Raw genomic sequence first — 18,513 nt, forward strand, 5'->3', positions numbered from 1 at the left:
ATTGTGATCAACCCGAGATATAAAGATAACTTTATATCCCATTAAGAGCAGCCCCAGGACGCCGGGAGCGAGAATAACCACCGGCCCTTGCCGCGGACTTGATCCGCGGGCCTCTCGCCATTCGTGCGAGGTTGGGAGTGGCCCGCGGATCAAGTCCGCGGGAAGAACGGTGGGTGGGCGGGATAATGCCTCAACGGTAGCGCGCACTCAATCCGACGCCTACCGATATGCCGGATACCGTTTGCGAAATGGCATCGCCAAAAACCGCCATAGCCCCGACATGAACAAATACCCCACCAGCAGCCCACCGCCGGCATAGAGGATGCCCTCCACCGTCACCGGCACGGCCGGCTGGTAATTCTCCAGTGTCCGGCTGCCGATATCGGTATCGAAATAGGCCGGCAGCATCTGGAAGCGCTGCACCGCATTGGCATTCTGGATGCGGGCGAGCGTCGTGCTCAACTGCTCGTAGCGGGCGAAATTGGCCGCCTCGCTGGTGCCACGTCCGGCGAGAAACGCGTCGGAGGATGCCTCGAACCGGGTCAGCGCTTGCTGTCGATCCAAGCCCGCCGTCTGCGCATCGCGATCGAACTTCTCCGTCACGATCCGCAGTTCATCGACCGCCCCACCGAGGCGCTGGGTATATTGCTGGGCATATTCGGGGAATTGGCTAAGCGCGACAGCCAAAGCCACGCCACCAATAGAGGCTACCACTCGACGCATGTAACGGCTCTCCTGGCGGTTAGCTTGCTTGGCTCATGGCCGGTCAACGGCAGCGTCTCGTCAGCGGTTCCAGTCGACCTTGCGCGCCGGACCGCCCAGCGACAGTACAAGCGCGTCGATGAAATCCGTCTTAAGCTTGGAATAGGCCTCGCGGTCATGGCGATAACGGCTGGCCAGATCCTGCTTGAGGCTCAGATAGGCATCGCGCACGTCCGGATTGGCGCGCAGGTGGTCACGGAACATCAGGTGCCGCGTCACCTCGTCGGCATCGTCATGGATATGCAGGTGATGCGTGCGCCGCGGCGCCGGCGGCAGGCCCTTGGCGAGATAGAGCTTGGTGGTGTCAGGATTGGCGGCCCAATAGGAATAGCCCAGGGCCTCCAGCGCGGGAATGGCGGCACGCGCCGCCTCCAGGTCAGCGACTAGCGCAATGATATCGATGATGGGCTTGGCGGGAAGACCCGGGATCGCGGTCGACCCATATGTTCCAGCAGGATCGGCGCAACCGCAAAGCAGGATCAGCGCGTGTTCGGCTTCGAATGCTGCAGGCCAGCCCGGATCGGCCGCATGCAGTTCGATCGCCTCGCTCACCCCGCGGCCCCGTCGCTGTCCTCGTCAAAGCCGTTATTGACCAACTCGACAATGGCTTCGAGCGCCTCGCGGGCCTGCTTGCCGCTGGCTTGCACCAGGATGGTCGAGCCCGGCCCGGCCCCCAGCATCATCAGGCCCATGATGGAATTGCCGGCCACCGAGGTGCCGTCCTTGATGACGCTGATGGTGGCGTCAAAGCACTCGGCGGTGCGCACGAACCGGGCGGAGGCGCGGGCGTGCAGGCCCTTGCGGTTGACGATGGTCAATTGCTGCGCGACCGCGCGGTCGCCGGCCGCGGTTTCCATGGCTAGCGCCCTCCCTTGGGCATGACCTTGTCCGAAAACCGCGTTGCACTTTTCGGGGTCATGCTAGCTATTGCCCAAAATCGAGTTGGCGACGTTGATATATTTGCGGCCCGCTTCCTGGGCCATGTTGACGGCTTCCTTGATCGGCATGTCGCCGCGGATGCGCGCCAGCTTGACCAGCATGGGCAGGTTGACGCCGGCGATCACCTCGACCTGGCGGTTCTGCATCACCGAAATGGCCAGGTTCGACGGGGTGCCGCCGAACATGTCGGTCAGGATGATGACGCCGTCGCCGTCCTCGGCATCGTCGATGGCCTTGAGGATGTCGTTGCGGCGATCTTCCATATTGTCGTCGGGACCAATGGCGATGGTCTCGCAGTGTTCCTGCGGTCCGACGACATGCTCAAGCGCCGACTTGAATTCATGGGCAAGCGCGCCATGCGTCACCAGAACCATACCGATCATGCAATTTCCCCAGACTGCCCGGAACGCCCAGTCTACGACGTTTAAGGCATGCCAGTATATCCCGCCACGCCCCACGCGCTATCAAAAGGCCGGTATATCCCAGCCTAAAGCGCCTTGGGAGCTCAGTCTTGCCCCGGCACCGCACGGATTCAAGTGGTATTTTGTCACGCCAGCAGCGAGCGCGGGCTCAATGCCGCGATGGCTTCGCGGACCAGCAGCATCTGATGGCCCAGCCCGACGACGCCGGCCTTGGGCACGGGAGCCCGCGCGACCGTGGTGCCAAGCAGGTCGGTGGAGAATTCCTCCTCCTCCAGCATGCGGGCGAAATCCTCGACCAGATCGATCACCAGGTGCACGCGCGCCTCCGACTGCTGCGGCCGCCGCACCAGGCCGCGCCCGCGCAATTCGACCAGCCCGCCCAGATTGGGCGGGGCGTGCATGGTGACAATATCGTCCTTGGCGCTCAGATCGACCCGATCGTCCGAGACGAGGAACGATGGCTGCCCCCGATCGGTCCAGCGATCGAGCAGGCTCAACGCCAGCACGGACTTGCCGGCGCCCGAGGGGCCGCGCAACAAGACGCCGATTTCGCCCAAGACCAGCCCAGTGCCATGCACGTTCTTCGGTTTGCTCATTGCGGCAATCTATTTGCGCGCCTTGGGCAATACAACAGAGAACACGGCGCCGCTGCGGTCGGTGCGATTATGCGCCTTGATGGTTCCCTTATGGGCTTCCACGATCTGTTTTGAGATCGATAGGCCCAGCCCCGAATGGTCGCCAAAGCTCTCGGTATCGGGGCGGTCGGTGTAAAAACGCTGGAAGATGCGGGTGACGTCGCCGGTGATGCCGCGACCCTCGTCGGTGATGGTCACGCTGATATCATCGGCGTCGGTGGCCAGCGCTACGCGCACCGTGCCGCCATCGGGCGAGAACGAGACGGCATTGTCGATGAGGTTGGAGAACACCTGCGCCAGCCGGCTTTCGTGGCCGTTGACGATGGCGGCGCCGCGCCCGACGCGCTTGGCCATTTCGACATGGACATTGCGGGTCGATGCCATGTCGTTGTGCATCGACACCATGGCTTCGGCCAGCTTTTCGATATCGACGCGCTCGGCGCCTTCGCGCGCCAGTTCGGCATCGAGCCGGCTGGCATTGGAAATATCGGAGATCAGCCGATCGAGACGGCGCACATCGTGCTGGATGATGGCGTTGAGCCGTTCCAGATCCTCGGGGCGCTTGGCGCGCGGCAGGGTTTCGACAGCGCTGCGCAGCGAGGTCAGCGGGTTTTTCAACTCGTGCGCCACGTCGGCGGCAAAACGCTCGATGGCCTCGATGCGGTTGTAAAGGGCGTCGGTCATCGAGCGCAGCGCGCCCGACAGATGGCCGATCTCGTCGGTGCGGTCGGTGAAATCGGGAATTTCGGCGCGCGCATTGCCGGCGGTCTGCACCCGCTCGGCGGCGGCCGAGAGGCGCCGCATCGGCCCCGCAATGGTACCGGCCAGCAGCAGCGACAGCGCGATCTGTACCGCCGCGGCGATCAGCGCGATGCGGAGGATGCCCCAGCGCTCCTGGGTGACGATCTGGTCGATATCGCCCGGCGCGGTCGAGAGCAGGATGACGCCGACCACGGCGCGCAGGCGCTGCACCGGCACGGCGACCGAGACGACGAGCTGATTATGCGCATCGACGCGCACGAAATCGGCCGGCGCGCCCTGCAGCGCCGAATCCACCTCGGGATAACGGCGGCCCTCGTCGATGTCGTATTCCTGATAGGTCGGATAATTGTCGCCTGGCACCCACGCCAAAACGGCATTCCACCAATCCCACAGGAAGAACGGCGGCTCGGTGGTGATGGTCTGGCGGATCACCTCGCCGCGCGCATAGATATTGTCGCTGTCCAATATCATCAGCCCGCCCTGGTCATAGATGCGGGCGCGGGTGCGAGTGGGGGTGATCAGGTTGCGCAGCAGCGGCGCGACCCGTTCGGGATTGATGGGAAACTCCAGCGTTGGATCGAAATAGCTCAGCGGCGACACCGAGGAGCCGCTTTGCAGCTCGAGCAGGCGATCGGGATTGACCGAGATCACATCGCTATCGACGGTGGCCGAAGCGGCGACCGCCGCGGCAATGATTTCGCCCTGCACCCGCAGCGATTGCACGCGGGCATCGATCAGCCCGGCGCGCCACTGGTTGAGATACAGGATGCCCACCACCAGCACCAAGAGGCCCGCCAGGTTCAGCACCATGATGCGGCGCGTCAGGCTGGAGAAAATGGTGAAATCGAGGAACTTCCCGATGCCATAGGCCAGCTTGTAGAACGGCGTAATCAGCGTGCGCCAGAGATGGCGGCGGCGCCTGGGCTCTTTCGGAGGCGGGGCAGCCGTATGCTCGACCGGCGCCGTGGCGCCAGTGTCTTGCTCACGCTCGTGATCCAGAATAGCCAAAGGCTTCTTATTGCTCCTTGAAGCGGTAGCCGACGCCATACAGCGTTTCGATCATTTCGAAGTCGTCGTCGGTGGCCTTGAACTTCTTGCGCAGCCGCTTGATGTGGCTGTCGATGGTGCGATCATCGACATAGACCTGGTCGTCATAGGCGGCGTCCATCAGGGCATTGCGCGACTTGACCACGCCGGGCCGCAGCGCCAGCGCCTGCAAGATCAGGAACTCGGTCACGGTCAGCGTGACGCGCTGGCCCTTCCAGGTGCAGGTGTGGCGCTCTTCGTCCATCACCAGCGAGCCGCGCTCGATCAGCGCCTTGCCCGAACCGGGTTCGCCCGGCACGCCGGCGGGCGCGGAAGGATCGCGCGGGGCGGAGCGCCGCAGGATCGCCTTGACGCGCTCGACCAGCAGGCGCTGGGAGAACGGCTTGGTGATGAAATCGTCGGCGCCCATCTTGAGGCCGAACAGCTCGTCGATTTCCTCGTCCTTGGAGGTCAGGAAAATAACCGGCACGTCGGATTTCTGGCGCAGGCGGCGCAGCAGTTCCATGCCATCCATGCGCGGCATCTTGATATCCAAAATGGCCAGGTCCGGCTTGTCGGTCGTCAGGCCCTCAAGGCCCGACGCGCCATCCGTATAGGTGGCGACCTGATAGCCCTCGGCTTCCAGCGTCAGCGACACGGAAGTGAGAATATTGCGGTCGTCGTCCACCAGGGCGATCTTTGGCATGAGCTGCCTTTCTCTTGTTTTATAGACAGGCACAACGGCCCGGACGCTTTTAGGCTTGCGCTCTTGCAAGCGACAAATACGCGTTAAATATGGCGCGGCCAAGGGTGGTGCGCGCTGGCAACCCCTACAAAAGCCGATGCAACTTCAGTCTTAAGACCGATTTCGGGATGGTTGGTGTTCGCTCCCATGCAGTAGTTTGCGCTCAGTTAGCCGACACGCAAAGTCTTTTCGTGCCGGAGATTGGGAGCGACACAATGGTTATGTTCGATCATCAGGCCCTGCGTCAGACTATTGTGGAGGGCGCCGGGGCCCTTTCAGTCAACGCCATTGCCCCTGCATTGGTGGCACTGGCGCTGGAGCGCCGCGAGGCCGAATTGACGGCGGACGGCGCCGTCTCGGTACGCACCGGCGCTTTTACCGGGCGCTCCCCCAAGGACAAGTTCATCGTCCGCGACGGGCTGACCGAGAACAGCGTGTGGTGGGACAATGCGGGCGCCATGAGCCCGCATGATTTCGACGTGCTGCTGGCCGATGCCATCGCCTCGCTGACCGGGCAGGACCTGCACCGCCAGGACCTCCTGGCCGGGGCCGATCCGCGCCACCAATATGGCGTGACGGTGCTGACGCCGAGCGCCTGGCACGCGCTGTTCATCCGCAACCTGCTGATCTGCCCCGGCGAAGTGGAGACCGGCGCGGGCGCGATGCAGGTCACCATCGTGCATGTGCCGCATTTCAAGGCCAATCCGGCCCGCCATGGCAGCCGCACCGATACGGTGATCGCGCTCGACATGAGCCGCAATATCGTGGTCATCGCCGGTACGCTCTATGCCGGGGAAATCAAGAAATCGGTGTTCAGCCTGTTCAATTTCCACGCCCCGCGCCAAGGCGTGCTGCCGATGCACTGCTCTGCCAATCTCAGCGCCAATGGCGAAACCGCGCTGTTCTTCGGTCTCAGCGGCACCGGCAAGACCACGCTCAGCAATGATGCCGCCCGACCGCTGATCGGCGACGACGAACACGGCTGGAGCCAGGATGGCGTGTTCAACCTCGAGGGCGGCTGCTACGCCAAGACCGTCAAGCTCAGCGCCAGCGCCGAGCCGGAAATCTTTGCCGCCACCAAGCGCTTCGGCACGGTGCTGGAAAATGTGGTGCTCGACGCGGATCACGTGCCCGAGTTCGACGACGTCTCGCTGACCGAAAACACTCGCGCCGCCTATCCGCTCAGCGTGCTCCCCTCGATTGCCAAGGGCAGCGTTGGCGGCACGCCGCGGACCGTGGTGTTTCTGACGGCCGACGCTTTTGGCGTGCTGCCGCCGATTGCGCGGCTGACGCCCGAACAGGCGGTCTATCACTTCCTGTCCGGCTACACCGCCAAGGTGGCCGGCACTGAGCGTGGCGTCACCGAGCCGCAGGCCACCTTCTCGGCCTGTTTCGGCGCGCCGTTCATGCCGCTACACCCCGGCGTCTACGGGGACATGCTGGCTGAAAAACTGCGCAGCAGCGGCGCCAGCGCCTGGCTCATCAATACCGGCTGGACCGGCGGCGGCTATGGGGTGGGCAAGCGCATCGATATCGCCTCCACTCGCCGCCTGCTCAACGGCGCGCTGGGTGGCACGCTAGAGCGGGCCCCGATGCGGGTTGATGAACTGTTCGGGTTTGAAGTGCCGCTGGCGGTTGAAGGGGTCGAGAGCAAGCTGCTGACGCCGCGCGCCACCTGGGCTGATGGCGAGGCGTATGACGCCAAGGCGATCTATCTGGCGGGGTTGTTCAGGAAGAATTTTGAGAAGTTTGGTGGCGAAGCGGATGCGTCGGCTGGACCGAGGCTGGCGCAAGCGGCCGAGTAGCGGCTGGTTGCGTCCCAGGAGCAGAAAGTTTGCTGATCTAGCCGTTATCCCGATGCCGCCTCGGAGGCTCACCCACCCCCCGGGCTTCCCGCGGGCTTGACCCGCGCGCCACTCTCAGCCCGGCTCAAGCGGCGAGCGACCCGCGGATCAAGTCCGCGGGAAGGGCCGTGGGTGGGGAAATGTGGTGGTCTGGTCCGCTCATCCAAACCCACGGCTCCATCGTCCCCTCCCCCTTGAGGGGAGGGCCAGGGTGGGGGGAACTCTCTGCAAGAGTGGAGCCAGCCGAAACCAACTCCACTGCGCGCCATATGGCTGGCCTCGATCTAGTTCCCCACCGCCCTTCCCGCGGGCTTGACCCGCGGGCCTCTCGCCACCCCACCGAATTCGGCGCGACCGAACAGTGCCCCGCGGGTCAAGCCCGCGGGAAGAGCGAGTGCGGTGTGAGCATCCGTTGCCCCCCGAATTTCTGCGCCCTATCCCCTTTATCCCCTCCCCCAATTCCTCCCGTATCCTAGCCCCCGATATCTCCACAATGGCTGCGGGTTCGCGACGAACGGCTGTGGGGCTTTGAGCCGCCCCGAAGGGCAAATCGATCCGGTGGATCGATTTGAGGCGAGAAGGCCATGAGAGCTACGCTCGAATGGCAGGGTGGGAGGGGACGCGGTCGCGCGATCCCTGGGCCAGCGCGACGTTCGTCTTCTGAAACAAGGGAGGCCACGTTCGAGCGGCCAGAAACCCCATCGCGTGCGGCGAGGCGCTGTCTCGCTTGCTACCAAACCCATGAGGCGCGTCTCGCCGCATGCCGCAGTCTTTCCCATCCGCAGGCGCGAGCCAGGCGGGGCTTTGTCAGGTCGATGAATTATGAAACCGGGGCCAGTCGCCCCAATGCACTCAGTTCGGTGCGTAGAACAGGTGCGAGCCGATCTGGGCGACCTGGGTATAGGTGTTGGACCAGGACGGGTTGGACGAGCGGGTGTGGTAATACAGCACCGAGCGCGGCAGCGTTTCCATCTGCTGGCCGCTGGCGAATTCGACATAGACGGCTTTGGCGATGGCCTTGGAGCGGTTCCAGGCGCTGCGTTCGCCCGGCGCGTCATCCTTGCCATCGCAGGCGAAGGTGAACTGGCAGCGATGATAACCCTTGTCGGCATTCTGGTAGATCACGCCGCACAGGGTGGCGGGGAACTTGCCCGAGAGCGCGCGGTTGACGATGACGTTGGCCACCGCATATTGCCCGGCTTCGCTTTCGCCACGAGCTTCGTGATAGATCGCCTGGGCCAGGCAATCGCTTTCGGACTGCCCGGCGCCGGTCGCGGCCAGAGCCAGATTGCGCTTCTTGACACGCTCGGCGGTGGGTTCGAACCCGGCATCGATATAGCGGGCCAGCAGAGTGGGGTTCAGCTCGGGCGTGGCCGGCTTGGTGAAGCTATCGATGGCCGACAAGGCGCCGTTATCGCCACCGAAGGAGGCGCGGGCTATGTAGCCCATCAGCACGTCCTGGGTCAGTTCGGCCTGCGGCTCGGCGGCATCGACGTTGAAATCGTGCAGCGCCTTCTGGCGAGCCACATAATTGGCCAGCAGTTCTGGGGTCAGCGGCTGCTCGCCCGGCGCCGACGCCACCATGGCGGGCTGGGCACGCACCTGCACCAGATCGGCGGGCAGTTGCACAGGCATTATATCGGCGACCTGGGTGGTTTCGGCGTGGGCGACGCCAAAGGTGATGGCGAGCACGAGCACAGCGGCACAGACAGCAAGCGCGCGCGAAGCGGCACGCGATGCGATGGTCAGCCCGGATTGCGTCAATGCCCCGTCCTTGCCCCTGAGCCACGTCCGGTCGTATCCGGCGGGCCTTCTTGGTGGGTCCCTCGTTGGAGACCCCGTCACTTCCCGGCTGCACCCTATCCAAGCTTTTGCCTGGAGGGAACCCAAAATTTACCGGTAATTAACCATACCGGTTAGTCTCTTAAGTTAGGGTTAACCGAGATGGTGCCGTCTGAAAACCCTTGTCGGACAATGGCTTGCCACGTGGAGAACGGGGTTTTAAGGGAATGTCTAAAGGTTTACGCAGTTTGGCGCCGGTGGAAACGTTTTTCCAACGGCTGCTGCGCGCCAGAAACGAAAACGCCCGGCACGAGGCCGGGCGGATCCAAAGTACGGGCAGCAAAAGGCCGCTAGTGGGCGGGGAAAGCGGCCTGCCGGACGTGGTCGAGGCTCTCCATGATGGCGATACCGAGGGCGCGGATTTCAGCGCTCGGATGCACCAGGTCGGGCACCATGATGGTCTGCATGCCGGCCGCATGAGCGGCGCGCACGCCCGATGGGCTATCCTCCAGCGCCAGACACACCAGCGGATCGACGCCTAGACGTTCGGCGGCCAACAGGTATGGCTCGGGATGCGGCTTGGGGTTGATGACGTCGTCTCGCGTCACGATGGTGGCGAACATGTCGATCAGCCCCACCGCCGCCAGATGCGTCTGCGCATGGGGCGAGCGCGAGGAGGTCGCCACCGCCATGGGGATATGGCGTTCGCGCAGTTCGAGCAGCAGTTCGCGCGCCCCGGTCTTGACCGGTACGCCCGCATGCGTGCGTTCGCGCATGGTGATGCGGCAGCGCTCGTCGAACTGGGTATAGGGGAAACTCACCCCATAGGCCTCGACCAACAGGCGATTGGTGGTCTCGTGGCTGGAGCCGACCATGGAAGTATGCACGGCGTCGGTCATTTCGAAGCCGAGATCGGTGCAGACCTCGAAGACGATGGTTTTAAAGACGCTCTCGGTATCGAGGATGGTGCCGTCCATGTCGAAGATGACGGCCTCGAAGGGGCGCAGGCGCAGTGTGTCGAAATCAGTTTTCATCTGTTCCGATATAGTGCGGATCGCGCCGCTTCGCTAGACGCGCCCGCGAAAGGCTGGGTTGCAGCCAGCCGCCGCGATGGCTAGCTTTGGGCCCATGAACACCTTCAAGCCAGCCCGCCGGCATGAGAGCCTGGGCGACGCGTTTTATGACCGCGCCGCGCCCGCCAATTTCCCCAAAACCATCCTGCGCCACCGCGACCAGCGCTGGGCCGGCCGCGTCGGACTGGAGGGGTTGAGCCAGACCGAATGGCTGGCTCATTTTGGTCGCTTAGAGCCCCTGCCCGGCTCGCTGGAGACGCCGCTGGCGCTGCGCTATCACGGCCATCAGTTCCGCACCTATAATCCCGATCTCGGCGATGGGCGCGGCTTCCTGTTTGCCCAGGCCTATGATCTCAAGGACGGCCGACTGCTGGATTTCGGCACCAAGGGCAGCGGGCGCACGCCGTGGTCGCGTGGTGGCGACGGGCGATTGACGCTCAAGGGCGGCGTGCGCGAAGTGCTGGCCGCCGAGATGCTGGAAGCGCTGGGTGTCAACACCTCCAAGAGCTTTTCGCTCATCGAGACCGGCGAGGAACTGCAGCGCGGCGACGAGCCATCGCCGACCCGCTCATCGGTGTTGGTGCGGCTGAGCCATTCCCACATCCGCATCGGCACCTTCCAGCGGCTTGCCTATCTGGAAGATCACGCGGGCCTGCGCCAACTGCTCGATTATGCCATTGCCCAATATTATCCCCACCTCGCCGGCGAGGGCGATACTGCGGCGGGTTTCCTCGGAGCGGTGGTAGCGGCGGTGGCGAGGACAGGAGCGCAATGGATCGCGGCGGGTTTTGTGCATGGCGTGCTCAACACCGATAATATCAACATTACCGGCGAGAGTTTCGATTATGGCCCGTGGCGGTTCCTGCCGGTTTACGACCCCAATTTCACCGCCGCCTATTTCGATGAAACCGGGCTCTACAGTTTTGGCCGGCAACCGGACACGCTGGCCTGGAATCTCACGCGGCTGGCCGAATGCCTGCTGCCGCTCTCCAGCATCGAGGCGCTGGAGCCGGTGCTGAATACGATCTGGCCGATTTTTCGCGCCGAATTGCCTAAGGCCATGCTGCGGCGGCTGGGGTTGACGCCGCGCGGCGAGGAGGAGGACAGCGCTTTCGTCACGGCGCTGTTCGGGTTCCTCTCAGCGTCGCAGGCGCCTTATGAGCAGTTCTTTTTCGACTGGCGGGGCGGCGCGCTCAGCATCGAGCGAGCGGCCAAAAGTCCGGCTGCGGGGTTTTACGCCACTCCGGCTTTCGTCCCCATCGCCGATGCGCTGGAGGGTTATGAGGCGGCCGACGACGTCAACCTCGATCACGCCTATTTCGCCCGCAGCGCGCCGCGCACCATGCTGATCGAGCAGATGGAGGCGATCTGGGCACCCATTGCCGAGGCCGACGACTGGAGCCTGTTTCACGCCACGCTGGCCGAAATTGCGCAAATGCGCGAGGCCTATGGGGTGACAGTCTAGCCTTCCCTCAGGTTTCGCTTTGCCCTAATTTGCGCGTGAAGCGAAAGGCAGGCCAGTGGCGGGATTGAGCGAGCGGCACCAGCGGATACTGGAACTGGCGCGGGTGCGCGATCGGGTGACGGTCGATGGGCTGGCGGCCGAATTCGGTGTTTCGGTGCAGACCATCCGCAAGGATCTCAACACGCTGTGCGACAATCAGGTGCTCAAGCGCGTGCATGGCGGGGCCGAGCTGCCCTCGGGCATCGAGAACCTGCAATATGAGGCGCGGCGGCTGATCGCGGCCGCCGCAAAGGACGCGATCGGGCGGGCAGCGGCGGCGCTGATTCCCAATGATGCGTCGGTGTTCATCAATATCGGCACCACTACCGAGGCCGTCAGCCAGGCGCTGCTCAACCATTCGGGCCTTCTGGTCGTCACCAACAATATCAATGTCGCCAACCGCATGCGGGTCTACCCGCAGTTCGAGGTGGTGATCGCCGGCGGCGTGGTGCGCGGCTCCGATGGCGGCATCGTGGGGGAAGCGGCGGCGGCGTTTTTCTCGCAGTTCAAGGTCGACTATGCGGTGATCGGCGCCTCCGCGCTGGACCAGGATGGGGCCCTGCTCGACTATGACTACCGCGAGGTCAAGGTGGCGCAGGCCATCATCGCCAATGCGCGCCACGTGATCCTGGTCGCCGATGCCAGCAAGTTCGCCCGCACAGCGCCGGTGCGGATCGCCCGCATTGACCAGATCGGCACTTTCGTGACCGACCATTGCCCGTCCGAGCCATTCGCCGCCTTGTGCCGCGCTGCCGGCGTGGTGCTGGTGGAGACGAGCGAGCAAAGCCCAGGGAGCTAGCGCGGGAGGCAACCAGTCCAACTGAAAGCACGATCGTCCAGCTCTTTGCATCCTGTTTACCACGCCAGCGAATGGAGCCGCCGATAAGCCAAATGGTAACTGTGGTTCCGTTAACTTGGCGGCGGGGCGGCCTTGCGGGCCAAGGGGCGGATCAGGCTGGTGGCGTTCAATCTTTTAGCTTCGAAAGACGGAAGACGCAGTTGGTTGCGTCCGACGCTGATCCCGGCCGCAATCGCTCTCGTGGTGATCGTGGCCGCGGGCTTCTTTGCCGACCGCCAGAACAGCATCATCAGTCAAGAGCGCAGCCGCAGCACCGTGCTGGACCAGGTGGCGGTGATCCGCGCCAAGCTCGAAGGCAATATCAACGGCAATATCCAACTGGTGCGAGGCCTCGTCTCCACCATTTCGACCGAGCCAGACATGGACCAGGCGCGGTTCGCAGCTTTGGCCAGCAACCTATTCGAGGAACAGAGCCAGTTGCGCAGCCTGGCGGGCGCGCCGAACCTGGTGATCAAGCTGATGTACCCGATGGAGGGCAATGCCCAGGCGATCGGGCTGAACTATCGCACCAACGATGCCCAGCGCGCCGCGGCCTTCCTCGCACGTGACAGCGGCAAGCTGGTGCTGGCGGGGCCGATCGATCTGCTCCAGGGGGGCCGCGCCTTCGTCGGCCGCTTCCCCGTCTATGTCGACGGAACGGGCAAAAAGCAGTTCTGGGGCATCGTGTCGGCAGTCGTGGATGTCGACCGGCTCTATGCCGATAGCGGCCTGCTCGATCCGAACCGGCCGCTCGATATCAGCATCACGGCGAGCGACCCGGCGACCCATCTCAAATACCGTTTCTTCGGCCCGGACCTCACCGGCACCGATGCGGTGACCGCAACCGTGCTGGTGCCCTCGGGCGGCTGGGAAATCGCCGCGCAACCCAAGGGTGGCTGGGGCGTCAAGCCCAATGCCTGGATGCTGCGGCTCGGCATGGTGGTGTCGGCACTGCTGATCCTGTGGCCCATCGTGGTGACCGGGCGGATGGTTGGCGAGCGCCAGCAGCATTTCCGCGTGCTCAAGGATCGCGAGGCCGAACTCGAACGGCTGTCGCGACGGCTGGGCCTGGCTCTGGACAGCTCCCAGGTCGGCGTCTGGGAAACCGATATCGCCACCGGTGCCCTGGTGTGGGATGCGCGCATGAACCAGCTTTACGGCCTGCCGGAGGACGGCGGGCAGCGCGATTACGATCATTGGCGCGATACCCTGCATCCCGACGATCTGGTCCAGGCCGAGGCGGACTTCGCCCTGGCGCTGCGCACTGGCAGCTATCGTTCGGAATTCCGCGTCGTGCATAAGGATGGCTCCAGCCGCGACATCCGCGCCCTCGGGGCCGTCTATGTGGATACCGACGGCGCTCCCAAAATCCTGGGCGTGAACTGGGACGTCACCGCCGATGTGGCGCTCAATGCCGATTTGAAGCGCGCCAAGGAGCTGACCGAGGCGCGCAATCACGAGCTGGAACTGGCGCGGGTCCGCATCGAGCACAATGCCCTGCACGACAGCCTGACGGAATTGCCGAACCGGCGCTATCTCGACGACCTGCTCAAGGGCCACGCGGCCACCGGCTACCGGGGCAGCGGCAGCATCGCGCTGCTGCATATCGACCTAGACCGCTTCAAGCAGATCAACGACACACTGGGTCACGCGGCAGGCGATGCCATGCTGATCCATGCGGCGCAGGTGCTGCAACACAATTGCCGCCCCGGCGATTTCGTGGCGCGCATCGGCGGCGACGAATTCGTCGTGGTGTCCTCGGCCAATGAGGGCGACAGCGAACTGGCGGCCCTGGCAGACCGCATCGTGCAGCAGATGCGCCAGCCCGCCAGCTATGAGGGCCACCAATGCCGCTTCGGCGTCAGCATCGGCATTGCGGTGGAGCGTGGTGCCGCGCTCGACGTCAAGCGCCTGCTGATCAATGCCGATATCGCGCTGTACCGGGCCAAGGGCCGGGGCCGCAATCGCTTCGAGTTCTTCAGCGCCGCGCTGCAGGCCGAGGTGGTCAAGACCAAGCGCGTGGCAGACGAGATTTTGAGTGGGCTGGAGCGCAACGAATTCATCGCCTTCTACCAGCCGCAGTTCGACGCCCACACCTATGACATTGTGGGCGTCGAGGCGCTGGCGCGCTGGCAGCACCCGAGCCTGGGCCTCAAGTCGCCCGACGCTTTCCTCGCCATCGCCGAGGAGCTCAATGTGGTGGCCACCATCGACCGGCTGATCCTGGAACAATCGCTGGCCGACCTCGATCGCTGGGCGGCGGCGGGGATCGATGTGCCGCGCGCATCGGTCAACGTCTCGCTGCGCCGGCTGCATGACGAAGACCTGATCCGCGGCCTGCGCCAGCTCGATATCCAACCGGGCCGGATTTCGTTCGAGCTGGTGGAATCCATCTATCTCGACGAGAACGACGCCATCGTGGGCTGGAACATCGACCAGATCAAGGATCTGGGCATCGATATCGAAATCGACGATTTCGGCACCGGCTATGCGTCGATCGTGTCGCTGCAAAAGCTGCGGCCCAAGCGCCTCAAGATCGACAAGCAACTGGTCGACCCCATCGTCGAGGAACCGGGCCAGCGGCGCCTGCTGGCCTCGATCGTGGATATCGGCAAATCGATGGGTATCGAAGTGGTGGCCGAGGGCGTCGAGACCATGGAGCAGGCGCGTCTGCTGCGCGAGCTTGGCTGCGACATCCTGCAGGGCTATGCCTTCGCCAGGCCGATGAGCGCCGCGGACCTGGCGGCGTTCATTACCGAACAGCGCTGGCGCAAGGCGTCCTAGCCGGCCAGAGCGGCCTTCCGGGCCAGCCGGGCCTTGATGCTCTCGACATCGGCCCGGGGCGTCGCGGCGAAGAGCGAGCGCGTATAGGTATGCTGCGGATCGCCGAACACCGCGTCGCGGCTGCCATGCTCGACCACGTCGCCATAATACATCACCATGACTTCGTCGGCGATGTAGCGCACTACGCTCAGGTCGTGGCTGATGAACACATAGGTCAGGCCGAACTCGTCCTGCAGGTCCTTGAGCAGGTTGAGGATTTGCGCCTGCACGCTGAGGTCGAGCGCCGAGACGGGCTCATCGAGCACGAGGAAACTGGGATTGAGCATCAGCGCGCGGGCGATGGCGATGCGCTGGCGCTGCCCGCCCGAAAACATGTGCGGATAGCGATTGAAATGCTCGGGCGCGAGGCCGACCTTGGCCAGCATGGCGCGGGCGCGGTCCTGCCGTTCGGACTTGGGCATATCGGTATTGAGCAGCAGCGGCTCGGCCAGCACGTCGCCGATCTTCTGGCGCGGATTGAGCGACCCGTAGGGGTTCTGGAACACGATCTGCACCTTCTGGCGCATTTCGCGGGTGACGCCGTGAGTGGCGTCGACAGGCTTGCCGTCGATCAGGATTTCCCCCGAGGTCGGCTGGTCGATCAGCGTGATCATGCGCGCCAGCGTGGACTTGCCGCAGCCGCTTTCCCCCACCACGGCCAGCGTGCGGCCCTTCTCCAGCGTAAAATTCACGCCCTTGACGGCATGGACGACCTTGGCGGGGCGGAACAGGCCGCCGGAGCCGTGATAGTCGCGCTTGAGGTCTTTGACTTGCAGGACTGGCGTGCTCATCGGGCGGCTCCGGTTTCCGGATCGAAGGCGAAATCGGCGACGGTGGGCAGCCGGTTGCCGACGGCATTTTCCGGCAGCGCCGAGAGCAGCGCGCGGGTATAGCTGGAAGCCGGGTTTTCGAACAGGGTCAGCACGTCGGCCTCCTCCATCTTGTGGCCCTTATACTGCACGATCACCCGGTCGGCGGTCTCGGCGACGACGCCCATGTCATGGGTGATCATGATCAGCGCCATGCCGTATTCGACCTGCAGGTTCACCAGCAGGTCGAGGATCTGCTTCTGGATGGTGACGTCGAGCGCGGTGGTCGGCTCGTCGGCGATCAACAGCTTGGGATTGCAAGCAATGGCCATGGCGATCATCACGCGCTGGCACTGGCCACCAGACATTTGATGCGGAAACGCCCCGAGCCGCTGGGCGCCATCGGTGATGCCCACCAGGCGCAGCAGTTCGACGGCGCGCTTGCGGGCAGCATTGCCGCTGAGGCCCATATGGCGGTTGAGCACTTCCTCGATCTGGAAACCGACGGTGAAGCAGGGATTGAGGCTCGCCACCGGCTCCTGGAAGATCATGGCGATATCCTTGCCGATGATCTGGCGGCGTTCGGCGTCGCTCATGGTGAGCAGGTCGCGCCCCTCGAACAGCATCTTGTCGGCGGTGACGGTGGCGCTGGAGGGCAGCAGGCCCATCACCGCCAGCATGGCGACGGACTTGCCCGAGCCGCTTTCGCCGACGATAGCCAGCACTTCGCGCGCATCGACTGACACATCGATGCCATCGACGGCCTTGAACAGACCGATGGAGGTATCGAAAGCGACGGTGAGGTTGGTAATTTCAAGCAGGGGCATAAGTGGGGCTCCCTCCGATTTGTTGTAAACAAGCGCTGCTCGCGCTATATAATGGGCATCGAACGGGAGAATGGATCATGGCCGATACCAAAGCGAGGGTTGTACAGACCAAGCCTGCAGCGCCCCGTCCGGTGCTGAAGCCAGTTGCGGACATGCCCACCACCTATGCGCCACGGATTGCATATTAGCTTTCAAGCTCCATATTGCGATCGCGCCGCTTGGCGGGAATATTGAGCGCCTGTTCCAATGCTGCGTTCAGCTGCGCCGCGCACAGTTTGAGCGAGACGACCGCGCGGTAATAGTCGGCGACCAGAGGGGCCTTGCGGCTCCCGGGCAAGGCCGCAAACCGCTCAGAACGCAAATCTTCGGTCAGTTGCGCAACTACGGCAAGCTGGCGGTAATAGTTGATGGTGACGTGGATGACTGCCTGATCGAGCAGGGCGATATCGTCCTCGATTGCCGCGAACACCACGCTGGGAGCCTGACGAGTCAAAAACGGCGTGTAGCCGGGCGCGACCCAGCGGCCCGATTCGATTTCCTCGATCACCTTGGCGGCTGCGTCCTCGAACGAGCCCTGCCGCTCCAGTTCATACCAATTGGCCCGGGCTTCCTCGCGGATGGCGGTCTGCAGGTCGCGGGTTTTCTCCTCGCGCTGGCGGCGGCGACCGGCACGATCGGCCCCTCGGCTGGACACATAGGCCAGGGTCGCGAACAGGCCGGTCAGCATGATGCCGACGAGGCTGAACACACCCGTGACACCGGCAGGCCGCAGCGCCGGAGTGGTCAGTCCAAGCCAGTCGAGCAGTGCTTCCATGCTGCACTCAGCTCCGCTTGAGCTTGGGATCGAGCGCATCGCGAAGACCATCGCCAACGAGATTGATGGCGAGCACGGTGACGAGGATGGCGAGGCCGGGGAAGGTGACGACCCAGGGCGCGCGCAGGATGAATTCGCGAGCCGTCGCCAGCATGGTGCCCCATTCGGGCGTTGGCGGCTGGGCGCCAAGACCGAGGAAGCCGAGGGCGGCGGCCTCGAGGATGGCGTTGGAGAAGCTCAGCGTTGCCTGCACGATCAGCGGGCCCACGCAATTGGGCAGGATGGTGACGAGGATCAGGCGCATATGGCCTGCCCCCGCCATCTTGGCGGAGGTGACATATTCGCGGTTCTTCTCGGCCATCACGGCGGCGCGGGTCAGGCGGGCGAAGTGCGGCTGCAGCACGACGGCAATGGCCAGCATGGCATTGAACAGGCCGGGCCCCAGAATGGAGACCAGCACCAGCGCCAGCAGCAGCGAGGGGAAGGCCAGGATGATATCCATGACGCGCATGATCAGCGCATCGACCCAGCCGCGGAAATAGCCGGCGAGGGCGCCGAGGATAATGCCGGAAAACAGCGACAGCACCACGACCACGAGGCCGATGAACAGCGAATAGCGCGACCCATGGATGAGGCGCGACAGCATATCGCGGCCCACCGGATCGGTGCCGAGCAGGAACGCCGCCTTGCCGCCGGCCTCCCAGACGGGGGGCGTGAGCAGGCTGTCGCGGAACTGCTGGTCGGGCGAATAGGGCGCGATCCAGGGGGCGAACAGCGCCACGATCACAAGCAGGACGAAGACCACGAGGCCGACGACGGCCCCCTTGTTCATGGCGAAGTAATGCCAGAATTCGCCCAGGGCGCTGGGCGGACGGCGGGTCACGATGGTGCGGCTATCGGTCATTGCG

Annotated in this window: 17 protein-coding genes; 4 read left to right on the forward strand and 13 right to left on the reverse strand. The window is 64.1% G+C overall.

What is annotated here, in order from left to right; genetic code table 11:
* Positions 1–219: 219 nt before the first annotated feature.
* The 7 genes from ABIB57_RS14810 to ABIB57_RS14840 all read right to left on the reverse strand — a co-directional run bounded on the left by ABIB57_RS14810 (position 220) and on the right by ABIB57_RS14840 (position 5,252).
* Positions 220–723 (reverse strand): DUF2937 family protein, encoded by a 504-nt coding sequence (locus tag ABIB57_RS14810; protein ID WP_354041800.1) that lies wholly within the window; start codon positions 721–723, stop codon positions 220–222.
* 60 nt (positions 724–783) lie between these two features.
* Positions 784–1,314: a GrpB family protein gene (locus ABIB57_RS14815; protein ID WP_354041801.1), complete on the reverse strand. Its 531-nt coding sequence runs from the start codon at positions 1,312–1,314 to the stop codon at positions 784–786.
* Complete coding sequence (locus tag ABIB57_RS14820; protein WP_299725841.1) at positions 1,311–1,619, reverse strand: HPr family phosphocarrier protein; 309 nt, start codon at positions 1,617–1,619, stop codon at positions 1,311–1,313. Before ABIB57_RS14820 ends, ABIB57_RS14815 begins: the two co-directional genes overlap by 4 nt.
* Positions 1,620–1,682: 63 nt before the next feature.
* Positions 1,683–2,084 carry a PTS sugar transporter subunit IIA gene (locus ABIB57_RS14825; protein ID WP_354041802.1) on the reverse strand — a complete coding sequence of 134 codons (402 nt, stop codon included), beginning with the start codon at positions 2,082–2,084 and terminating at the stop codon, positions 1,683–1,685.
* Positions 2,085–2,248: 164 nt separating this feature from the next.
* Positions 2,249–2,719, reverse strand: a complete 471-nt coding sequence (locus ABIB57_RS14830) for an HPr kinase/phosphorylase (RefSeq protein WP_299725836.1) — start codon at positions 2,717–2,719, stop codon at positions 2,249–2,251.
* Between the two features lie 9 nt (positions 2,720–2,728).
* Complete coding sequence (locus ABIB57_RS14835) at positions 2,729–4,528, reverse strand: sensor histidine kinase (protein ID WP_354041804.1); 1,800 nt, start codon at positions 4,526–4,528, stop codon at positions 2,729–2,731.
* Positions 4,529–4,535: 7 nt separating this feature from the next.
* A complete protein-coding gene (locus ABIB57_RS14840; protein WP_354041805.1) occupies positions 4,536–5,252 on the reverse strand; it encodes a response regulator transcription factor in 717 nt (238 codons plus the stop codon).
* Between the two features lie 254 nt (positions 5,253–5,506).
* Between ABIB57_RS14840 and pckA the strand changes: the two genes are divergently transcribed.
* On the forward strand, positions 5,507–7,096 hold the full coding sequence (gene pckA / locus ABIB57_RS14845; RefSeq protein ID WP_354041806.1) for a phosphoenolpyruvate carboxykinase (ATP): 1,590 nt from the start codon (positions 5,507–5,509) through the stop codon (positions 7,094–7,096).
* Between the two features lie 891 nt (positions 7,097–7,987).
* Here pckA and ABIB57_RS14850 read toward each other — a convergent pair.
* Entirely contained in the window at positions 7,988–8,899 is a 912-nt protein-coding gene (locus ABIB57_RS14850) for a cell wall hydrolase (RefSeq protein ID WP_354041808.1), read from the reverse strand.
* 368 nt (positions 8,900–9,267) lie between these two features.
* Positions 9,268–9,951, reverse strand: coding sequence for an HAD family hydrolase (locus ABIB57_RS14855; RefSeq protein WP_354041809.1), 684 nt, complete (start codon positions 9,949–9,951; stop codon positions 9,268–9,270).
* A 94-nt stretch (positions 9,952–10,045) separates the two neighbouring features.
* Between ABIB57_RS14855 and ABIB57_RS14860 the strand changes: the two genes are divergently transcribed.
* From ABIB57_RS14860 to ABIB57_RS14870, 3 genes are all read left to right on the forward strand, one after another.
* Positions 10,046–11,455: a protein adenylyltransferase SelO gene (locus tag ABIB57_RS14860; protein ID WP_354041810.1), complete on the forward strand. Its 1,410-nt coding sequence runs from the start codon at positions 10,046–10,048 to the stop codon at positions 11,453–11,455.
* Positions 11,456–11,519: 64 nt separating this feature from the next.
* Positions 11,520–12,293, forward strand: coding sequence for a DeoR/GlpR family DNA-binding transcription regulator (locus ABIB57_RS14865; protein WP_354041811.1), 774 nt, complete (start codon positions 11,520–11,522; stop codon positions 12,291–12,293).
* Between the two features lie 204 nt (positions 12,294–12,497).
* Complete coding sequence (locus tag ABIB57_RS14870; RefSeq protein WP_354041813.1) at positions 12,498–15,116, forward strand: bifunctional diguanylate cyclase/phosphodiesterase; 2,619 nt, start codon at positions 12,498–12,500, stop codon at positions 15,114–15,116.
* Here ABIB57_RS14870 and ABIB57_RS14875 read toward each other — a convergent pair.
* From ABIB57_RS14875 to ABIB57_RS14890, 4 genes are all read right to left on the reverse strand, one after another.
* Positions 15,113–15,946, reverse strand: a complete 834-nt coding sequence (locus ABIB57_RS14875) for an ABC transporter ATP-binding protein (RefSeq protein WP_354041814.1) — start codon at positions 15,944–15,946, stop codon at positions 15,113–15,115. The two genes, ABIB57_RS14870 and ABIB57_RS14875, sit on opposite strands and share 4 nt — an antisense overlap.
* The gene (locus ABIB57_RS14880; protein ID WP_354041816.1) at positions 15,943–16,791 is read right to left on the reverse strand and encodes an ABC transporter ATP-binding protein; all 849 of its coding nucleotides are present in this window, start codon (positions 16,789–16,791) and stop codon (positions 15,943–15,945) included. Before ABIB57_RS14880 ends, ABIB57_RS14875 begins: the two co-directional genes overlap by 4 nt.
* 184 nt (positions 16,792–16,975) lie before the next feature.
* Positions 16,976–17,605: a hypothetical protein gene (locus tag ABIB57_RS14885; protein WP_354041817.1), complete on the reverse strand. Its 630-nt coding sequence runs from the start codon at positions 17,603–17,605 to the stop codon at positions 16,976–16,978.
* Between the two features lie 7 nt (positions 17,606–17,612).
* On the reverse strand, positions 17,613–18,509 hold the full coding sequence (locus tag ABIB57_RS14890) for an ABC transporter permease subunit (RefSeq protein WP_354041819.1): 897 nt from the start codon (positions 18,507–18,509) through the stop codon (positions 17,613–17,615).
* Between the last annotated feature and the right edge of the window lie 4 nt (positions 18,510–18,513).

This window comes from Devosia sp. UYZn731, from assembly GCF_040546795.1.
Lineage (GTDB): Bacteria > Pseudomonadota > Alphaproteobacteria > Rhizobiales > Devosiaceae > Devosia.